We start from the raw sequence: 18635 nt of genomic DNA, 5'->3' as shown, positions 1-18635 counted from the left end.
AAAAATGCGGGACTGGGATCTTATGGCCTACTCCAACACCATCGCCACGACCATCGTCACGCCGTCCACCGCCGCCGCCACGGCCGTCACCCCCGGGGATGTCACAGGCCCCGGCGCCCACGTCCGCATCGAGGACCTCTGGTACCGCTACCCGGGCCGCGACGTCTCCACCTGGACCCTCCAGGGGATCGACCTCGTCCTTGGGGCCGGGGAGCTGGTGGGGCTGCTGGGGCCCTCCGGTTGCGGCAAGACCACCCTGCTGCGCCTGATCGCCGGCTTCGAGCGCCCCGGCCGCGGCACCATCCGCATCGGCGGCCAGACGGTGGCGGGCCCGGATCGCCTGCTGCCCCCCGAGCGGCGGGGCGTCGGCATGGTCTTCCAGGACGATGCCCTCTTCCCCCATCTCGATGCCTGGCGCAACGCCTGCTTCGGCCTGCGCCGCGGCCAGGACACCGCCCGGGTGGCCTGGCTGCTCGATCTGCTGGGCCTGGGCGGCCTGGAGCGCCGCTACCCCCACGAGCTGTCCGGCGGCCAGCGCCAGCGCCTGGCCATGGCCCGCGCCCTGGCGCCGTCCCCTTCGGTGGTGCTGCTCGATGAGCCCTTCTCCAACCTGGATGTGGAGGTGCGTCTGCGGCTGCGCAGTGAACTTCCGGCCGTGCTGGCCCGCTGCGGCGCCAGCGGCCTGATGGTGACCCACGATCCCGAGGAAGCCCTGGCGATCTGCGACCGGGTGGGCGTGCTCCGCGACGGGGTGCTGCACCAGTGCGCCCCGCCACGGGAGCTGGTCGACCAGCCCGCCACCGCCTTCGTCGGCCAGTTCGTGCTGCAGTCCAACCTGTTGCCGGCCACCTGGCGCGGCCGGCGGCTGCAGACCGTCCTCGGCGAGCTCGAGCCGCTCTCCGGGGGGCATGACGGCTGCGGGGGATCCGAGGCCGTTGAGGTGATGGTCCGCCCCCAGGCCCTGGAGTTCCTGCCCGGGGAGGATGGATCCGCCTGGATCAGCGGCCGGGAGTTCCTCGGCCGGGAGTGGCTTTACCAGGTGCAGCTCGGTGACCAGCGGCTGCGCTGGCGGGCGCCCCTGCAGGCCGACCACCCCCATGGCCGCCGGGGACGGCTGCGGTTCCGTGCCGGCGAGTCGGCGCTGCTGTTTCCCGGTGGCCGGCCGCTGGTGACGCTGCCCTCGGGGCGCAACGCCGGGGGCCTCAGCTCCCCTCCCTGAGGCCGGAGCCGGGGCCGGCCGGGCGCCGCAGCAGCAGCAGGGTGGCGTCGTCCTCGAGGTGGTTGCTGCTGGTGAAGCCCCGCAGGCTCTGGCGCAGGCCCTCGATCAGGGCATCGAGCGGGGCCTGGCCCGTCTCCGCCAGCAGGCGCTGGCACCCCTGGACGCCGAAGGGTTCGCCGGCGATGTTCTCCGCTTCGGTGACCCCGTCGGTGTACACCATCAGCAGGTCGCCCTGTTCCAGCTGCAGGGCCTGGCTCCGGTAGGTCCGGCCGGGAAACACGCCCAGCAGGGCCCCGCGGGGGAGCGGGATCGGATGGCTCTCGTCACCGTGCAGCAGCAGGGGCGGGCAATGGCCGCCGTTGGAGTAGCTGAACTCCCCGGAGGTCAGATCCAGAAAGCCACAGAACATCGTCACGAAGAGGCTCGCCTCATTGCCCTCGCTGAGGGTGTCGTTGAGCCGCTGAAGAACGGCATCCGGCGAGGACTCCGTGTTGGCCAGCACCCTGAGCAGGCCGACCGTGCGGGCCATGAACAGGGCGGCACCGAGACCATGGCCGGAGACGTCGCCGATGCAGAGAAACAGTCGGTTGCTGTCGACGAAGAAGGCATCAAAGAAATCTCCGGCCACCGTGGTGGCCGGCTCCATCAGGCTGGCGAGCTCGATTCCCGGATGCTCGGCGAACAGACGTCCCTGCGGCGGCAGCATGGTTCGCTGCAGGTCACGGGCCAGGTCCAGTTCCTTGCGCAGATGGGAGAGTTCCAGGGCTTCCCGCTGGGCCTCCAGGGTCAGCTGGTTGGTCAGCCGGGTGCGCTCCACCAGGGAGATCATCATGTTGCGCGCGACTCCAGGCAGCTGCACCATGTGCGACCAGAACACATGCTGCGGAATCCTCAGCACGATCGCATCATCTTCGGCCCGCACCAGCGCCGAGGCCGGTCGTCCGTCGATGGCGGAGAACTCGCCGATGCACTGGCCAACGGGAATCGCCATCCCCTTGCCCCGATAACCATCGGCGCCCAGATGAACCGAGACGGTTCCGGCGACGATGATGAAGATGTCGGCGTTCGGTTGTCCCGGGCTGAGCAGCACATGGCCCGGAGCCAGGGGCAGCAGCTCACAACGGCTGACGGCCGCCTTCAGGTGCTTTCTCTTGACATTCCGAAACAGCGGGATTTTCTTGTAGGGAAGGGAGGCTTTTTTGGACAGGTCCAGGGAGAGCGAGGGCTCAACGCTCATGCCGATCAGGGGCTTTTCAACCAGCGGATGCTGAGCTTAAGCACGTTCCTGTCCCCCTCCCGCCGATAGCTGCATTCATCCATGAATCGATTCACCAGCAGCAGTCCCAACCCGCCAGGCTCCGCCTCCTGAAGGGTGCGGGGCAAGGGCTCGCGGCTGAAGGACAGGGGGTCGAAGGGAGCTCCCGCATCGCTGATGGTCAAGGTGGCGAGGCCACGGTCGGCGCCACCTTCGCCGCCATCTTCGTCGCCATCGACCCGCTCCAGGGTCAGCTGCACCGGGCAGCTGGACGCTCTGGCGCCGCCATGGTCGATGAGATTGGCCAGAACCTCGTTGAGGCAGAGGTCGAGCTTGCCGCTGGAAGCGGCGGGGACATCCAGCCGCTGGCAGGTGGCCTGGAGCCAATCCGAGCAGCGCCGCAGTTCCAGTGGGTTGGGCTGCAGCAACAGGCTGAGGGTTTCGGGCAGGGGCGGCGCCATCGCAGCGGTCTCAGGCCAGCACGTCCCGTTCGGCCTGATCCGCGTCAAAGACCATCGGAATCACGTCATCGATCCCTGTGGACTCCAGCGTCGCCTGCACCAGCTCGTTGCCGCCAAGGAGAATCACCATGCGGCCACCTTTCTGATCCAGGGCCCGGGCGCTGGAGATGATGCTGCGAATCCCGATGGAAGCGAGAAAACTGACTTCCCGGAGATCAAGAATCACCGGCAGAGGTTTGATGGCGGTCAGGGAGGTGAGCTTCAGGGAAATCTCTTCCATGCCGAGCATGTCGAGGCGGCCGGAAAGAACAACCCTACGCAGCTTCGTCGAACCGTCGGCCTCCAGGACATCATCCGATCGGATTGAAGCCGTTTCCATCCTGTCCGCTGGAAATTCAACCTGATGAGATTACCTGTCGAGGGCCATCACCTGACAATGCAAACAGGGCGTTGTGTCGCACAACACATTCGGTTTCGCCGCTCATCCCGCCCAGTCATTTTTGCTGCGGCGCAGATCGGCCAGTTCCCGGGGATCCGCCGCCCGCAGGAACAGGTTGGTGCGGCGCTCCTCGCCGATGCTGCTGGGGATGGTGGGTCCGGCCTGGGCACGGGTGAGCAACACCGCGGCCAGCCGTTCGGCGATGGCCCCGTCCCCGGGCCGCTGCGCCGCCGCCCAGCGCAGGTTGGCCTCGGTGTACTCATGGGCGCACCACACCCGGGTGGTCTCCGGCAGGGCGGCCAGCCGCTGCAGGGAACGGTGCATCTGCTCGGGGCTTCCTTCGAACAGCCGGCCGCAGCCAGCGGCGAACAGGGTGTCACCGCAGAACAGCTCCCCCTGCAGGGGCAGGTGGAAGGCGATGTGGGCGCGGGTGTGGCCCGGCACCGCCAGCACCTCCACCGGCTGACCCAGCAGGGTGAAGTGATCGCCGTCCGCCACCCCCCGGGTCTGGAAGGGGATCCGCTCCCGGTCGTCGCTGGCCGCCACCACCTCGGCCCGGGGCCATTCCCGCAGCAGGGCGGGGGTGCCACCGATGTGATCGCTGTGGTGGTGGGTGTGCAGCACGGCCACCAGCTCCAGGTGCCGCTGCTTCAGCCAGGCGATCGCCGGCTCCGCCACCGCCGGGTCCACCAGCACCGCCCGCCGACCGTCGTGGAGCACGAACAGGTAGTTGTCCCGCAGCACCGGCAGCAGCGCCACCTGCAGGGGCTCCGGGAGTGGCGCCGGGGCTCCGGCTGCGACGGCGGCTTCGGCATGATCAGGCATCGTTACAGTCCAGGTTGCTGCTGGCTTCCATGATCACCGCGAACCAGCGGTCCCCGATCACCGTCGCCCTGGCCAAAGGCGCCCTGCTGAAGGACTCGGTGCGCCGCTTCCAGTCGGCCGGCCTCGATTTCTCCGCCCTGCTGGAGGAGGACAACCGTCTGCTGATGGTGCCCAGCCGCTGTGGCACCGCCCGGGCCCTGCTGGTGCGCAACGCCGATGTGCCCGTCTATGTGGCCTACGGCCAGGCCCAGCTCGGGGTGGTGGGGTACGACGTGCTGCGGGAGCACCAGCTGCCGGTGGCCCAGCTGGTGGATCTGGGCTTCGGCGGCTGCCGTATGGCGGTGGCGGTGAAGGCGAGCAGCGGCTACCGCCGGGCCGCCGACCTGCCGGCCCACTGCCGGGTGGCGAGCAAGTTCACCCGCTGCGCCGAAGCCTTCTTCGAGCAGCTGGATCTGCCGGTGGAGCTGATCCATCTCACCGGCTCGGTGGAGCTCGGGCCGATCACGGGGATGTCCGAGGCGATCGTCGATCTGGTGGCCACCGGCCGCACCCTGCGGGACAACGGCCTGGTGGCGATCGAGGACCTGTTCAGCAGCACGGCCCGGCTGATCGGCCATCCCCTTGCCCTGCGGCTCGACGACGGCACCCTCCAGGGCCTGGTGGAGCGTGTCGCTGCCGCCCAGGTGCCGGCCCGATGAGCAGCCTCGATGGCCAGCGACTGCGGCGCCTGCTGCCCTACCTGGGCCGCGATCGCAAGCGGCTGCTGCTGTCCCTGCTGCTGCTGATTCCCCTGGCCCTGGCGGCCTCCGTGCAGCCACTGCTGGTGGGCCAGGTGATCTCCAAGCTCCGGGGCGAGGAGGTGCTGCCCTGGCTGACCCCCCTGTCGGTACCGACGGCCCTGCGGGTGCTGGTGGCGATGCTGCTGGCGGCGGTGCTGCTGCGCCTCTCCCTCCAGGGCACCCAGACCTACAACGTGCAGGTGGTGGGCCAGCGCCTCACGGCGCGCATCCGCGACGACCTGTTCCGCCATGCGATGGCCCTGTCGCTGCGCTTCCACGACCGCACGCCGGTGGGCAAGCTGCTCACCCGCCTCACCAGCGACGTCGATGCCCTGGCCGAGGTGTTCGGCAGCGGTGCGGTGGGGGTGCTCTCCGATCTGGTCACCCTGCTGGTGATCGGGCTCACCATGCTCTCCATTGAGTGGCGCCTGGGGCTGCTGCTGCTCGTCAGCCAGGTGCCCGTCACCCTCGGTGTGCTCTGGCTCCAGGGCCGCTACCGCAAGGCCAACTACCGGGTGCGCGAGGAGCTGGGCCAGCTCAACGCCGACCTGCAGGAGAACCTCCAGGGTCTGGAGGTGGTGCAGATGTTCCGCCGCGAGGCCGTCAACGGCCAGCGCTTCTCCCACACCACCGACGCCTACCGCCGGGCGGTGACCGGCACGATCTTCTACGACAGCGCCATCTCCGCCTTCATCGAGTGGGTGGCCCTGGCGGCCGTCGCGATGGTGCTGGCCCTCGGCGGCGCCATGGTCACCGGCGGTGCGATGGGCCTGGGCACCCTGACCACCTTCATCCTCTTCTCCCAGCGGGTGTTCGACCCCCTGCGCCAGCTGGCGGAGCGCTTCACCCAGATCCAGGGGGGCCTCACGGCGGTGGAGCGCATCGGCGAGCTGCTGGAGCAGCCGATCGAGATCGCCGATCTGCCCACCAGCCAGCGCAGCGCCGCCGCCATGGTGTCGGGGGCGGAACGGTTCAGCCCCGGCGAGGTGGAGTTCGAGAACGTCTCCTTCGCCTACCGCCCCGACGACCCGATCCTCACCGATCTCTCCTTCCGCATCGCCCCCGGTGAGCACGTGGCGATCGTGGGGCCCACCGGATCCGGCAAGACCACCGTGATCCGCCTCCTCTGCCGGCTCTACGAACCCCAGCAGGGAACCATCCGCCTCGATGGCGTCGACATCCGCGAGCTGCCGATCGCCACCCTGCGCCGCCGCCTGGGGGTGGTGCTGCAGGACACGTTCCTGTTCAGCGGCAACGTGGCGGAGAACCTGCGCCTCGATGCGGCCATCAGCGATGAGGATCTGGAGCGCCTCTGCAGCGACCTCGGCCTCGGCCCCCTGCTGGCCCGGCTGGGCGATGGCCTGGCCTCGGAGCTGCGTGAGCGGGGCGGCAACCTCTCCTCCGGCGAGCGCCAGCTGCTGGCGGTGGCGCGGGTGGCGATCCGCGACCCGTCGGTGCTGGTGATGGACGAGGCCACGGCCTTCATGGATCCCTCCACCGAAGCCACCCTGCAGCGGGACCTCGACACCCTGCTCAGCGGCCGCACCGCCATCGTCATCGCCCACCGCCTGGCCACAGTCGAGGCCGCCGACCGGATCCTGGTGCTGCGCCGCGGCCGCCTGATCGAGGAGGGCAACCACCGCGAACTGCGGGCCGTCGGCGGGCTCTACGCCCAGCTGGCGGAGCTGCAGGAGAAGGGACTGGCCACGCTCTGAGGCCCGGGCGGCTCGGACGACAGGCCCAGGTCGTCCGCCAGCCAGGCGTCGATCAGGGCCGCCAGCGCGCGGGGGTTCTCGAGCATCGGCAGGTGGCCCAGCCCGGGAAGGATCGCCAGCTGGTGGTCGGGGCTGTAGCCGGCCAGGTGGCGCACGTAGCGGGGCTCCATCACCTGGTCGCGGCTGCCGGCGAGCCAGAGGCTGGGCACCGTGAGGGCGGCGGCCAGCCTGGGCAGCTGACGCACGGCGCCCCGGTTGGTGCTGCAGGCCAGCAGCCCCCGGGCGGCGCGGACGTCCGCCAGCAGCGGGCTGCGGATCGCCTCCGTGCCCGGCAGACGGGCCAGCCAGGACGGCCGCCAGCGCAGGAAGGCGGCCCCGCCGCGGCGCACCCGGGCGAAGGGGCGGGGCTGGAACACACCGCCCCCGGCCGCGATCTGCACCAGGCCCCGCAGCTGTCCCCCCAGCAGGGGCGCCGCATGCAGCGCCACGCTGCCCCCCAGCGAGTGACCCAGGAGCACCACCGGTCGCCCGGCGGCTTCCCGCTGGACGGCCTCCGCCAGCCAGCGCCCGTAGCTGGCCAGGCTGGCCTGCAGCCCCCGGGGCCGGTCGCTGCCGCCGAATCCGGGCAGATCGGGGCACCACAGCGTCCAGCGGGGCGCCAGTTCCCGCTGGAGCGGGTGCCAGAGACGTCCCGCCAGCAACCAGCCATGCACGCCCACCAGCAGGGGGGACCCAGGCGTCACCGGAGCGGCCTGGGTCCGATCGGAGCCGGTGGAGGGGACGCTCAGGACGAGGGCCGCGTCGATCCCCCACCCTGCCGCAGTCCGGCCGGCATCCGTCAGGATCTTCAGAACGCGTAGCCCTCTCGCCGTGCCCGGGACCCATCCGCTGATGACCGACCTCTACGGGCCCGGCCATCGCCTCTGCGCCTGCCCCAACCCCAGCCTGGAGCTGGTGCTCAGCCAGGCCCGGCCGATCGACCTGATCGAGCTGGAAGCGCTCTGCGATGCCGTGGGCTGGAGCCGCCGCCCGCTGCGGCGCGTTCGCAAGGCCCTCCAGCACAGCCTGCTCCAGGTGGGGCTCTGGCGCCATGACGCCCGCCTGCCGCGGCTGGTGGGCTTCGCCCGCTGCACCGGCGACGGGGTGGTGGAGGCCACGGTCTGGGATGTGGCGGTCCATCCCCGCTACCAGGGAGCCGGGCTGGGCAAGGAGCTGATGGACTACGTGCTCGAACAGCTGCGGGCCATGGGCATCGACCGGGTGAGCCTGTTCGCCGACCCCGACGTGGTGGGCTTCTATGCCGCTCAGGGCTGGGAGCTGGAGCCGCTGCAGCGCCGCTGCGCCTTCTGGTACGCCCCCTGAGAGGCAGGCCCGTAGTAGCGGGCGGCCAGCTGCTCCACCGGGGTGCCGCGGCGCCAGTCGCGCCGCAGCCGGGCATTGGCCAGCATCGTCTGCCACACCCCCAGCCGTCGCCAACGCCGGCCGTTGACCCGCAGGGCCGGCGCCAGGAGGGCGATCCTGGCCAGGGGCCGCAGCCGCTGCACGAACTCCACGTCCTCCATCAGGGGCAGCGGGGCGATCCCGCCGGCGGCATCGTGCAGGCGCCGGGCCAGCAGCAACCCCTGGTCGCCGTAGGGCAGCTGGCGCCAGCGGCTGCGCAGCTCCACCGCCAGCTCCACCATGCGCAGGGCCGGATCGTCGCCGGCGATGCGCAGCCGGAAGGCCCAGGCGGTGGACGCACCGCCGCCGATCGCGGCGGCCAGAGCCTCGGCCCATCCCGGCGGCAGGCGCACGTCCGCGTGCAGCAGCAGCAGCCACGGGGCCGTGCTGCGGGCCACCCCGGCGGCCAGCTGGCCGCCGCGGCCACCACCCTGGTGGAGCACCAGCGCGCCAGCCAGGGCGGCCAGCCGCGGGGTGGCATCGGTGCTGCCCCCATCCACCACCACCACCTCCCGGACCAGGTCGGCCGCCGTGGCCAGATCGGCGAGCAGCCCCGGCAGGCCCTGGGCCTCGTCACGGGCGGCGATCACCACGCTCAGGGGCGGGCTCATCGCCAGCGGTCCAGGTCGGCGGGACGGTCGAGATCGTGGCGCTCCCCCAGCAGGGCCGTGCTCAGGCCCGAGCGATGGGCCAGCTGCAGGGTCTGCTCCAGCACCCGGTCGCTGCCCCAGTCGATGCCGCTGAACACCTGGGGCGTCGCCCGGCGCCGGCCGATCAGCCAGTAGCCCCCGTCGCCGGCGGGACCCAGCACCAGGTCGCTGTGCTCGAGCGCCTGGAATGCGGCCAGCAGGTCGTCGGCCGCCAGCTCCGGCAGGTCGCTGCCGATCAGCACCACCGCGGCGGCCCCCTCCCGCCAGCCGCGCCGCATCTGGCGCTGCATCCGCAGGCCGAGGCTGCCGGATCCCTGGTCCACCACCCGGTCGACACCGAGCCGGCGCCCCCAGCGGCCCGCGGCCCCGGGGCCCAGGCCACTGGTGGCCAGCACCAGCCGCAGCCCGGCCCCGGGGCGTCCATCGCAGCCGGCCTTGGCCATGGCCCGGCGGGCCTGGGCGGCGGCCGCCAGACCGTGCTGGGTGAGGCGGGCCTGGATCGCGGCCGCCCGCCCCGTCCCCACGCCGGGGACGAGACGGCTCTTGCAGCGACCCGGCGCCGGCCAGCGGGCCAGCATCACCAGCTGGGGCGGCCCGGTTCCCCGGCCGTTCGGCGGTCTCAACCCTCGCGCGGCAGTTCGGCGGGACGAACGGTGAGGTTCTGCCGGGAGCCGTTGCGCTGCACGGTGATCGTCAGCGGCTCGCCCACCCTGCCCCGGTCGACGGCCAGCTGCACCTCCGAGGCGTTCTTCACCGCCTTGTCGCCCACCTTCTCGATCAGGTCGCAGGGCTTGAGGCCGCCCCGGGCCGCCGGGCTGTTGTCCATCACCTCGACCACCACCACGCCGTTCACCTCCGGCAGGCGGCACTCGTTGGTGGTGGCATTGATCTCCTTGGCCAGCTGGGGCGTCAGGGCCTGCAGGCGCACGCCGATGTAGGGGTGGCTGGCGTAGCCGCGCTCGAGGATCTGGGCGGCGATCTGGCGGGCCGTGTTGATCGGGATCGCGAAGCTCAGGCCGGCCCCCGGCGCCTGGCGGATGGCGGTGTTGATGCCGATCACCTGGCCCCGGTCGTTGATCAGGGGGCCGCCGCTGTTGCCGGGGTTCACGGCCGCATCGGTCTGGATGTAGGGCACGCGCTGGCCCTCACCCACGGCGTTGGTGCGCTGGATGGCGCTGATGATCCCGGCCGTGACCGTGTTGTCGAGGCCGAGGGGGTTGCCGATGGCGATCGCCCATTCCCCCGGTCGCACCTTGTTGGAGTCGCCCAGGGTGGCGACCGGCAGCTTGGAGGCCACCACCTTCACCACCGCCACGTCGGTGAGGGGGTCGGCCCCCAGCACCTTGCCGGTGAAGCTGCGGCCGTCGGGGAGGGTGACGCTCACCTCGCTGGCGCCCTCGACCACGTGGGCGTTGGTGAGCAGCACCCCGTCGGAGCGGGTGATGAAGCCCGATCCCTGGCCCTGCTGCTGCTGGATCGCCGGACCGCGGCCGAAGATCCCCCCGAGGGGGTTCACGGTGCGCTTGACCGTGTCGATGCGCACGACCGCCGGACCGGCCTTCTCGACGGCATCGACGATCACCGAGCTGCTGGGCTGCAGCGTCGGTGCCGGAGAGGCATCACTGATCGGGGGTTGCTCGGGCTGGCGCACCCCCGGCAGGGCCAGACGGGTGCCGGTGCAGGAGGTCAGCAGGCCTGCCGTGGCCGCCAGCAGGGTGAGGCGTGACAGGAAACGGGGCTGGACCATCGGAGGTGGGCGGTCGGCGCTGAAGGATTCATTAAAGACGAACCTCCGGGCCGGGGATGCCTATATTCGGCCATCGCGTCGTGGGCTCCTGGTGCAGCAGGGTGATCAGCTGTGGCACCGGGTGAGCCAGGATCTTCAGGGCAGGCTCAGCAAGCCCACCTACGAGACCTGGATCCGTCAGGCCCGTTGCCGCGACTACGCCGACGGCCTGCTGCGCCTGGAGGCCCCCAACAGCTTCGCCTGCGGCTGGCTGCGCAAGAACTACCTGGTGATGATCGCCGCGGTGGCCAGCGAGCACGCCGGTCGGCAGGTGCGGGTGGAGGTGGAGGTGGCCCCCGATGCCGAACCCCTGGGCGCCCCCCCGGAGCTGGTGGGCGAGAACGGCGCCGGCGCGCCCACGCCGCCGCCGGTCCCGGCCCCCGAGCGGCCCCAGGCCTCTCCGTCCGCCGGTACCGCCGGCGCCGCCCGTCCCCTGCCCGGCCCCCTGCGCCCCGGGGCGGGCCTGAACACCCGCTACGTGTTCAACCGCTTCGTGGTGGGGGCCAACAGCCGCATGGCCCATGCCGCCTCCCTGGCGGTGGCCGAGGCCCCGGGCCGGGAGTTCAATCCCCTGTTCATCTGCGGCGGGGTGGGGCTGGGCAAGACCCACCTGATGCAGGCCATCGGCCACTACCGGCTGGAGATCGATCCGGAGGCGCGGGTGTTCTACGTGAGCACCGAGACCTTCACCAATGACCTGATCCAGGCCATCCGCAAGGACGGCATGCAGGCCTTCCGGGACCGCTACCGGGCCGCCGACCTGATCCTGGTGGACGACATCCAGTTCATCGAAGGGAAGGAATACACCCAGGAGGAGTTCTTCCACACCTTCAACGCCCTGCACGAGGCGGGCCGCCAGATCGTGATCGCCAGCGACCGGCCCCCCAGCCAGATCCCCCGGCTCCAGGAGCGGCTGATCTCCCGCTTCTCGATGGGGCTGATCGCCGACATCCAGATCCCCGATCTGGAGACCCGGATGGCGATCCTGCACAAGAAGGCGGAGGCCGAGCAGGTGGCCCTGCCCCGGGAGCTGATCCAGTACATCGCCGGACGCTTCACCTCCAACATCCGCGAACTCGAAGGTGCCCTCACCCGGGCGGTGGCCTTCGCCTCGATCACGGGCCTGCCGATGACCGTGGAATCGCTGGCGCCGATGCTCGATCCGGTCGGCAACGAGGTGGCGGTCACCCCCCAGCAGGTGCTGGAGAAGGTGGCCGAGGTGTTCGAGGTCCGCATCGAGGAGATGCTCAGCCCCAGCCGCAAGCGGGCCGTGAGCCAGTCGCGCCAGGTGGGCATGTACCTGATGCGCCAGAACACGAACCTCTCGCTGCCGCGCATCGGCGAAGCCTTCGGCGGCAAGGATCACTCCACCGTGATGTACGCGGTGGAGCAGGTGGAGAAGAAGCTCAGCAGCGATCCCGCCCTGGCCAGGCGCGTGCAGCAGGTGCGGGACCTGCTGCAGATCGCCTGCCGCCAGCGCCGCTGAGGTTCAGCCCGCGCCGGTGAGGGGCCGGGCCGGATCCAGCCCTTCCACTTCCCCGTGGAACACCCGGCTGGCGGTGATGTCCTCGGCCTCGATCGTCATCAGGTCGGTCTTGGTCAGGGCCCGGCCCATGCCGCTGAACAGGCGGTTGGCCTGGCGCATGCGGGAGCGGTCGATGGCATTGCGGATCGAGCGGGCATTGGCGAAGAAGGGCAGCTGCATGCGGCGCTGGATGTACTCGGCGAAGGCGGCGGCGGCCTCGGGGCTGAAGCGGTAGTTCTCCGCCGCCAGGATCAGCTGGGCGATCGCCAGGAGCTCGCTGGCGGTGTAATCAGGAAAGTCGATGTGGTTGGCCACCCGCGAGGAGAGGCCCGGATTGCTCTGGTAGAAGACGTCCATCCGCTCCTTGTAGCCGGCGAAGATCACCACCAGGTCGTTGCGGTTGTTCTCCATCACCTGCAGCAGGATCTCGATGGCTTCGGCGCCATAGTCCCGCTCGTTCTCCGGCCGGTAGAGGTAGTAGGCCTCGTCGATGAACAGCACCCCGCCCATCGCCTTCTTGAGCATCTCCCGGGTCTTGGGGGCGGTGTGGCCGATGTACTGGCCCACCAGATCGTCGCGGGTGGCCGTCACCACATGGCCCTTGCGGACATAGCCGAGCCCGTGCAGGATCTTCGACATCCGCGCCGCCACCGTCGTCTTGCCGGTGCCGGGCCGGCCGGTGAACGACATGTGCAGGCTGGGTGGCGCCGTGTCGAGGCCCACCTGGGTGCGGGCCCGGTTGATCACCAGCAGGGCGGCGATCTCCCGGATCCTGGCCTTCACCGGCCGCAGACCGATCAGTTCCCGGTCGAGCTGGTCGAGCACCTCCTTGATGCCGGCGGCGTCATAGGCCGCCCGCAGATCCACCAGCGTCGACTCCAGAGGCGAGGAGCCGTCCTCCCCGTCGGACGCGGCGCCCTCAGAGGAGACCATCGATGGCCTTCGCGAAGGTTTCCTCCGGCTCGCCGATGGGGTCCTCGTCGGCTTCGGCGCGGACGGTGAGGTTCACGTAGGTGCGCCCGAAGCTGATGTCGGGGAAGCGGCCCTCCTGCTCCGAGAGCCCGTTCAGGCGCTCCAGGAAGACGCGGGTGCTTTCGTAGTCGTCGAACTCGATGCGGCGCTCGAGCCGATCGGGTCGTGGCCGACGGGTCCAGGGCTGATCCATGGGTCCGACCCTAGATCAGCCCGGATCGTCGAGGCAGTCGGTGCGGGCCACGCAGAGGCGGGCGGCCCAGGCGGCGGCATGGGCCCGGTTGGCGGCCTGTTCCGCCGGCGCCTGGCTCGTGAGCGGGTGGGGGAAGGTGCCGGCGATGGCCGCGTTGGTGACGCAGAACATCGCCTTCTGGAAACTCATGCAGATCTTCACCCGCATGTCCCCGTCGCCGCGGATGCCGCTGACGTAGTGGTTGCGCAGCCGTTCGGGGAGATGGCGGTACATGTCCTGCATCAGCAGGCTGGGGGGGATGCCCGATCCCATGGTGGGCAGCGGGTCGGCGTAGAGGGCGCCGTACATGAACTTGGCCTGGTCGGGGGAGATCTGCTGGGCCTGGGCGTTGAAGGACACCGTGCCCAGGAACGGGGTGCCGCGCAGGAACACCGCCTCCACGTAGGGCACGGCCACATCCCCCAGGAAGGTGAGACCGGCCTCGGGGGGAAGCACCCAGAAGGAGGTGCCGCCGATCTCCACCGCGTAGGTGATCGGCGCCCCGGCCGCCGCCACCAGGCCCTCCTTGATGAACGTCACCACGGAGGCGATCGAGTCGACGCGCCCGTCCCGTTCGGCCAGGGCCAGATCCAGGAACAGATCGCTCATCACCCGCCAGAACTGGCCCAGGGCATGGGTGGTGGCGGCCGAGCGGATCAGTTCCGTGAGGAACTGGGGGAACAGCGGGTTGAGCGCCGCCAGCAGGGGATCGCGCCGGGTCTTGCGGGCGACGATGGCGGCGCAGTTGGCCGCGAACGCTTCGCTGTCGAGATAGGCGTCGAGGCCGCCGGTGCCGTGCCAGAGCATCGCCTTCTGGCAGTACTCGGCGTATTCGAAGTTGATCCGGTCGTGCAGCAGGTGGCGCCAGATCTTCGCCGGGCTGAGGTCGCCGTCGAGGAAGCGGAACACCGGGAAGGGGTTCAGGAACTGCTTCTCGGCCTGGTAGATGAGATTGATGCTGTAGGCATCCAGCACCTCGCCGTAGCTCTCCAGCACGTCCACCACCTGGGCCAGGTGATCGGGGGACTCCGCCAGCAGGGTGTGTCCGGCCAGCAGGGTCTCCACCAGATCGCCGCTGCTGGGGCGGCCCCCGGCGTAGGTGAGGGGCGGTTTGGGGGAGCGGGGGATCGGTCTCATGACACCAGCCCTCCGCCCTGGAGGGCCGCCACCAGCGCCGGCAGCTGGGCCATGGCGGTGGTGGCCTGTTCGCTGAGCCGGCCCAGGCCGAAGGGCAGCACCCCCAGGGCCACCACGCCGCTGGCCAGGGCCAGGGCGGGCAGGGTTTCCCGCAGGGCCACCGCCGGCAGTCGCACCTCCAGGCGGGAGTCCGCCACCGGATCGCCGCTCGGCGGGGTCACCGCCAGGCGGCCGAAGAAGGCCCGGTTGACGAGCAGCAGGAAGTACACCGCCGTCAGACCGGAGCCCACCATGCAGAGCAGGGTGGCTACCGGGAAGGCGGCCAGGCTGCCGCGGAACACCAGGAATTCGGAGATGAAGCCCGCCATGCCGGGCATGCCGGCGCTGGCCATCACCCCCAGGATCATCAGGGTGCCGGTGAAGGGCAGGCCCCGCTCGGGGTTGAGCAGGCCGCGCAGCACCTCCAGGTCCCGGGTGCGGGTCTTGCGGTAGACGATGCCCACCAGCAGGAACAGCAGGGCGGAGATCAGCCCGTGACTGACCATCTGGAAGACGGCCCCCAGCATGCTGACAGGGGTGGCCGCCGCCGCCGCCAGCAGGATGTAGCCCATGTGGCCCACCGAGCTGTAGGCCACCATCCGCTTCATGTCCCGCTGGGCGATGGCCGCCAGGGAGCCGTACAGCACCGACACCGCCGCCCAGCCCGCCAGCCAGGGGGCGAGCAGGGCCCAGGCCTCGGGGAACATCCCCAGGCAGAAGCGCAGCAGGCCGTAGGTGCCCAGTTTCAGCAGCACGCCCGCCAGCAGCACCGACACCGGCGTGGAGGCCTCGGTGTGGGCGTCGGGCAGCCAGGTGTGGAACGGCACCAGGGGAATCTTGATGGCGAAGCCGATCAGCAGCGCCCCCAGCAGCGCCAGCTGGGTGCCCATGCCCAGCTGGGCGGTGGTGACGGGGTGGATGCCGAAATCAGCCTGGCCGGTGAACAGGGAGAGGCCGAGGAAGGCCCCCAGGATCAGCACCCCGGACACGGCCGTGAAGATCAGGAACTTGGTGGCGGCGTAGCCCCGGTTGGCGCCGCCCCAGATGGAGATCAGCAGCCAGAGGGGAATCAGCTCCAGCTCATAGAAGAGGAAGAACAGCAGCAGGTTTTCGGAAAGGAACGCCCCGTTGACGGCTCCGCTGATCGTCAGCAACAGGGCGAAGTAGAGCCGGGGGCGCTGGCTGAGGTCGCGGGTGCAGATCCCCGACACCAGGGTGAGGGCGGCGTTGACCAGCACCAGGGGCATGGCCAGGCCATCGACGCCCAGGCGGTAGTCGAGGCCGATGCTGTCGACCCAGGCGAAGGACTCCTGCAGCTGCAGGCCCGCCTGGCCGGGGTCGAAGGCCAGCAGCACCCGCAGGCTCCAGAGCAGCTGCAGGCCCAGCAGGGCCAGGGCGGCGCGGCGGATGCGCTCGGTGGCCAGTTCCCCCGGCCAGCAGAGCAGGCCGAGGGCGCCGAAGAAGGGAATCAGCAGCAGGGCGCTCAGCATCGTCCGTTCAGCCCCCCAGCCAGGAGAGGCTGCCGACCAGCAGCACGATCGCGGCCACCACCGTGAAGACGTAGGTCTGCAGCCGGCCGCTCACCCCCAGCTTGAGGCTCTCGGCCGAGCCCATCGAGACGGCGGCGATGCGGTTGACCATGCCGTTGACCACCAGCTGGTCGAAGCCGTTGGTGATCCGGGCCAGGCCGGCCACGAAGGCCACGATCGTGGCCCGGTAGATGCGGTCGGTGTAGAAGTCGAAGGCCAGCAGGTCCTGCAGGACCCGCAGGGGCCGCAGCACGGAGCGGGACCAGAAGGTGTCCAGGGGCACCAGGCTGCCGACCAGCAGCCCGGCCAGGCCGCTGCCCACCAGGGCCAGGGCGGTGCCGCTCGAGAAGGCGCCGATGCCGGGAACCCGGTCGATGCGGGCCATCACGAAGGGCGTCACCAGCACCAGCACCGCGACGGTGACCATGGGCAGGGCCATCAGCCAGTTGACCTCCGGCGTCCGCCGGGTCTTGGGGTGGGGGGCACCCACGAACACCTGGCGGTAGACCCGGGTGAGGTTGAGGGCCGTCAGGGCGTTGGTGAGCAGCACCACGGCGGCGAAGAACGGGGCCCGGGAGCCCAACCCTTCCACCATCAGGCCGAAGCTCCAGAAGCAGCCGAGGGGAAGCAGGCCGGTGAGGCCGGCGGCCCCCACCAGGAAGCCGGTGGTGGTGGCGGGCATGCGGGAGCCGAGGCCGCCCAGTTCGGTGAGGTCCTGGCAGTTGGTGGTGGCGATGACGCTGCCGACGCTCATGAACAGCACGGCCTTGGCCAGGGCGTGGGAGAAGAGCAGCAGCAGGGCGATGAAGGGCTGCTGCAGGGCGATGGCGATGAACACCAGCCCCAGATAGGAGGTGGTGGAGTAGGAGCAGGCCCGCTTGAGGTCGACCTGGGAGATGGCCACCAGGGCGCCGCCGAGGGCACTGATGGTGCCCACCGCCAGCAGCACGTCGATGGCCACCGGGGAGATCAGCAGCAGCGGCATCACCTTGAGCAGCACCACGGCGCCGCAGGTCACCACCACCGAATTGCGCAGGATCGAGGCCGGATTCGGACCCTCCATCGCCTCATCCAGCCAGAGGTGCATCGGGAACTGGGCGCACTTGCCCATCGGGCCGGCGATCAGGGCCAGGCCCAGCAGGGTGGCCCCCAGGGCCGGCAGGGTCTCGTTGGCCGACCAGGCGTAGAGGTCGTTGAACTCCAGTGATCCGGCCCAGGCCGACAGGGTCACCACCCCCATCAGCAGCAGCACGTCCCCCACCCGCTTGGTGAGGAAGGCATCGCGGGCGGCGGTCACCACCAGGGGCTGGGCGTACCAGAAGCCCACCAGCAGGTAGGTGGAGAGCGTGAGCATCTCCAGCAGGAAATAGCTCATGAACAGGTTGCTGCTCAGCACCACCCCGGCCATGGCCCCTTCGAAGAAGCCCACCAGGGCATAGAAGCGGGCCAGGGACCACTCCTTATCGAGGTAGCCGAGGGCGAACACCTGCCCCACCAGGCTCAGGCCGGTCACCAGCTCCAGGGCCGCCAGGTTGGTGAGGGACAGATCGAAGCCGATGCGCAGATCCAGATCGGCCGCCGAGAACCAGGCGATGTCGAGGTGCTGGGGACCGAGGGCCAGCACGTCGCGCAGGACCAGGCTGCCGTGCAGCACCGCCAGCAGGGTGACGAGCAGGTTGAGGTAGGCGGCTGGACGGGGGCCGTTGCGCTTGACCCAGCCCGCCGCCCAGGGCAACGACAGCAGCATGCCGCTGAACCCGTAGAGGGGAATCAGCCAGCTGAGCTGGATCGACAGGGGAAGGGTGTCCGGCAAGGGGAGGAGGGACCTCAGAAGGTGGCCCGTTGCAGGGCCCTGGACGGGACGGTGGCAAGGCTGCCGATCCAGGCGGCCAGATCTTCCCCATGCTGCTGTTCCTCGTCCCGCAGGGCACGGAAGAAGGACGCATTGTTGCCATCGCCGATCAGCAGGCAGAAGCGCATCGCTTCGCCGTAGTGCTGGATCAGGTCCTCTTCGAGCACCGCATTCAGCCGCAGCAGACCCTCCAGGTCGGCGGCGTGGGCGACCGGCCGCAGCTGGGAGGCGGCGGGGGCCACCCCCAGCTGCAGCATGCGCTGCACCAGCCGTTCGGCGTGCCGCATCTCCTCCACGGTTTCCTGGCGGAACCGTTCGGCGGCACTGGTGTCGCCCCAGAGCTCCACGAGGGAGGCCTGGGTCATGTACTGCTGCACGGCGGACAGCTCCAGACTCAACGCGCGGCCCAGGTAGCCGAGGACGCGCGGATGGGCGGCGTCCATGGGGATCAGCCCCTGCGGCCGACGCCGGAGGCTGCCAGGGCCGGCTCCACCTCGCTGTGGGGACGGGCGATGATGTGGGCCGCCACCAGGCCGTCGCCGACCCGCTCGCAGGCATCGGCGCCGGCCCGCACGGCGGCGTTCACGGCGCCGGTCTCACCGCGGACCATCACGGTGACGTAGCCGCCGCCGACGAACTCGCGGGCGATCAGGGTGACTTCCGCGGCCTTGGTCATGGCGTCCGCCGCCTCGATCGCCGGCACCAGGCCCCGGGTTTCGATCAGACCGAGGGCGATGCCGTGGATGGTGGGGGCCATGGAGGGGGTACGGGGAGTGGGGG

At 70.5% G+C, this 18635-nt stretch carries 20 protein-coding genes; 5 read left to right on the top strand and 15 right to left on the bottom strand.

The window, feature by feature from the left end; translation table 11 throughout:
• Positions 1-22: 22 nt before the first annotated feature.
• Positions 23-1219, top strand: coding sequence for an ABC transporter ATP-binding protein (locus KUG39_RS14125; protein ID WP_286193186.1), 1197 nt, complete (start codon positions 23-25; stop codon positions 1217-1219).
• Here the strand turns inward: KUG39_RS14125 and KUG39_RS14120 are convergent.
• From KUG39_RS14120 to gloB, 4 genes are all read right to left on the bottom strand, one after another.
• Positions 1203-2456, bottom strand: coding sequence for a PP2C family protein-serine/threonine phosphatase (locus KUG39_RS14120; protein ID WP_216915712.1), 1254 nt, complete (start codon positions 2454-2456; stop codon positions 1203-1205). The genes KUG39_RS14125 and KUG39_RS14120 overlap by 17 nt on opposite strands.
• Before the next feature lie 5 nt (positions 2457-2461).
• Complete coding sequence (locus KUG39_RS14115; RefSeq protein WP_216915710.1) at positions 2462-2935, bottom strand: ATP-binding protein; 474 nt, start codon at positions 2933-2935, stop codon at positions 2462-2464.
• 10 nt (positions 2936-2945) lie between these two features.
• A complete protein-coding gene (locus KUG39_RS14110) occupies positions 2946-3314 on the bottom strand; it encodes an STAS domain-containing protein (protein WP_094584752.1) in 369 nt (122 codons plus the stop codon).
• Between the two features lie 102 nt (positions 3315-3416).
• The gene (gene gloB, locus KUG39_RS14105; RefSeq protein WP_286193185.1) at positions 3417-4199 is read right to left on the bottom strand and encodes a hydroxyacylglutathione hydrolase; all 783 of its coding nucleotides are present in this window, start codon (positions 4197-4199) and stop codon (positions 3417-3419) included.
• Between the two features lie 29 nt (positions 4200-4228).
• Between gloB and hisG the strand changes: the two genes are divergently transcribed.
• Positions 4229-4897: an ATP phosphoribosyltransferase gene (gene hisG, locus KUG39_RS14100; RefSeq protein ID WP_094584890.1), complete on the top strand. Its 669-nt coding sequence runs from the start codon at positions 4229-4231 to the stop codon at positions 4895-4897.
• On the top strand, positions 4894-6693 hold the full coding sequence (locus KUG39_RS14095) for an ABC transporter ATP-binding protein (protein ID WP_190611824.1): 1800 nt from the start codon (positions 4894-4896) through the stop codon (positions 6691-6693). Before hisG ends, KUG39_RS14095 begins: the two co-directional genes overlap by 4 nt.
• Here KUG39_RS14095 and KUG39_RS14090 read toward each other — a convergent pair.
• Positions 6645-7436: an alpha/beta fold hydrolase gene (locus KUG39_RS14090; RefSeq protein WP_094584750.1), complete on the bottom strand. Its 792-nt coding sequence runs from the start codon at positions 7434-7436 to the stop codon at positions 6645-6647. The two genes, KUG39_RS14095 and KUG39_RS14090, sit on opposite strands and share 49 nt — an antisense overlap.
• 148 nt (positions 7437-7584) lie before the next feature.
• On the opposite strand from KUG39_RS14090, the gene KUG39_RS14085 reads away from it, so the two are divergent.
• Positions 7585-8055, top strand: coding sequence for a GNAT family N-acetyltransferase (locus KUG39_RS14085; protein ID WP_094584889.1), 471 nt, complete (start codon positions 7585-7587; stop codon positions 8053-8055).
• On the opposite strand, the gene KUG39_RS14080 is transcribed toward KUG39_RS14085, so the two are convergent.
• From KUG39_RS14080 to KUG39_RS14070, 3 genes are read right to left on the bottom strand one after another with little or no spacing between them, the layout of a single operon-like run.
• Positions 7998-8744 (bottom strand): TIGR04283 family arsenosugar biosynthesis glycosyltransferase, encoded by a 747-nt coding sequence (locus tag KUG39_RS14080; protein WP_216915708.1) that lies wholly within the window; start codon positions 8742-8744, stop codon positions 7998-8000. The genes KUG39_RS14085 and KUG39_RS14080 overlap by 58 nt on opposite strands.
• Complete coding sequence (locus KUG39_RS14075; protein ID WP_216915707.1) at positions 8741-9406, bottom strand: TIGR04282 family arsenosugar biosynthesis glycosyltransferase; 666 nt, start codon at positions 9404-9406, stop codon at positions 8741-8743. Before KUG39_RS14075 ends, KUG39_RS14080 begins: the two co-directional genes overlap by 4 nt.
• Positions 9403-10530 carry a trypsin-like peptidase domain-containing protein gene (locus KUG39_RS14070; protein WP_094584747.1) on the bottom strand — a complete coding sequence of 376 codons (1128 nt, stop codon included), beginning with the start codon at positions 10528-10530 and terminating at the stop codon, positions 9403-9405. Before KUG39_RS14070 ends, KUG39_RS14075 begins: the two co-directional genes overlap by 4 nt.
• A 91-nt stretch (positions 10531-10621) precedes the next feature.
• Between KUG39_RS14070 and dnaA the strand changes: the two genes are divergently transcribed.
• Positions 10622-12055: a chromosomal replication initiator protein DnaA gene (dnaA, locus tag KUG39_RS14065; RefSeq protein WP_502988653.1), complete on the top strand. Its 1434-nt coding sequence runs from the start codon at positions 10622-10624 to the stop codon at positions 12053-12055.
• A 3-nt stretch (positions 12056-12058) separates the two neighbouring features.
• Here dnaA and cbbX read toward each other — a convergent pair whose 3' ends face one another.
• The 7 genes from cbbX to csoS1 form a co-directional block, all read right to left on the bottom strand.
• Positions 12059-13027 carry a CbbX protein gene (cbbX, locus tag KUG39_RS14060; RefSeq protein WP_094584746.1) on the bottom strand — a complete coding sequence of 323 codons (969 nt, stop codon included), beginning with the start codon at positions 13025-13027 and terminating at the stop codon, positions 12059-12061.
• Positions 13014-13259 (bottom strand): 4a-hydroxytetrahydrobiopterin dehydratase, encoded by a 246-nt coding sequence (locus KUG39_RS14055; RefSeq protein WP_094584745.1) that lies wholly within the window; start codon positions 13257-13259, stop codon positions 13014-13016. Before KUG39_RS14055 ends, cbbX begins: the two co-directional genes overlap by 14 nt.
• Before the next feature lie 15 nt (positions 13260-13274).
• Positions 13275-14435 (bottom strand): CO2 hydration protein, encoded by a 1161-nt coding sequence (locus KUG39_RS14050; RefSeq protein ID WP_216915705.1) that lies wholly within the window; start codon positions 14433-14435, stop codon positions 13275-13277.
• Positions 14432-15964, bottom strand: a complete 1533-nt coding sequence (locus KUG39_RS14045) for an NADH-quinone oxidoreductase subunit M (RefSeq protein ID WP_094584743.1) — start codon at positions 15962-15964, stop codon at positions 14432-14434. The genes KUG39_RS14050 and KUG39_RS14045 overlap by 4 nt, the downstream gene beginning before the upstream one ends.
• 7 nt (positions 15965-15971) lie before the next feature.
• The gene (locus KUG39_RS14040) at positions 15972-17816 is read right to left on the bottom strand and encodes an NAD(P)H-quinone oxidoreductase subunit F (protein WP_216915703.1); all 1845 of its coding nucleotides are present in this window, start codon (positions 17814-17816) and stop codon (positions 15972-15974) included.
• Positions 17817-17830: 14 nt separating this feature from the next.
• Positions 17831-18298, bottom strand: a complete 468-nt coding sequence (locus tag KUG39_RS14035) for a ferritin-like domain-containing protein (protein WP_094584741.1) — start codon at positions 18296-18298, stop codon at positions 17831-17833.
• A gap of 5 nt (positions 18299-18303) precedes the next feature.
• Positions 18304-18635 (bottom strand): alpha-carboxysome major shell protein CsoS1 (gene csoS1, locus KUG39_RS14030; protein WP_286194017.1); only part of this gene is annotated, 332 nt, incomplete at its 5' end.

The sequence above is a fragment of the Synechococcus sp. CCAP 1479/10 genome (assembly GCF_019038515.1).
In the GTDB taxonomy this organism is placed as follows: Bacteria; Cyanobacteriota; Cyanobacteriia; order PCC-6307; family Cyanobiaceae; genus Cyanobium.
Note: the sequence above shows the minus strand (reverse complement) of the source record. Positions and strands in the feature narration are given on the sequence as shown.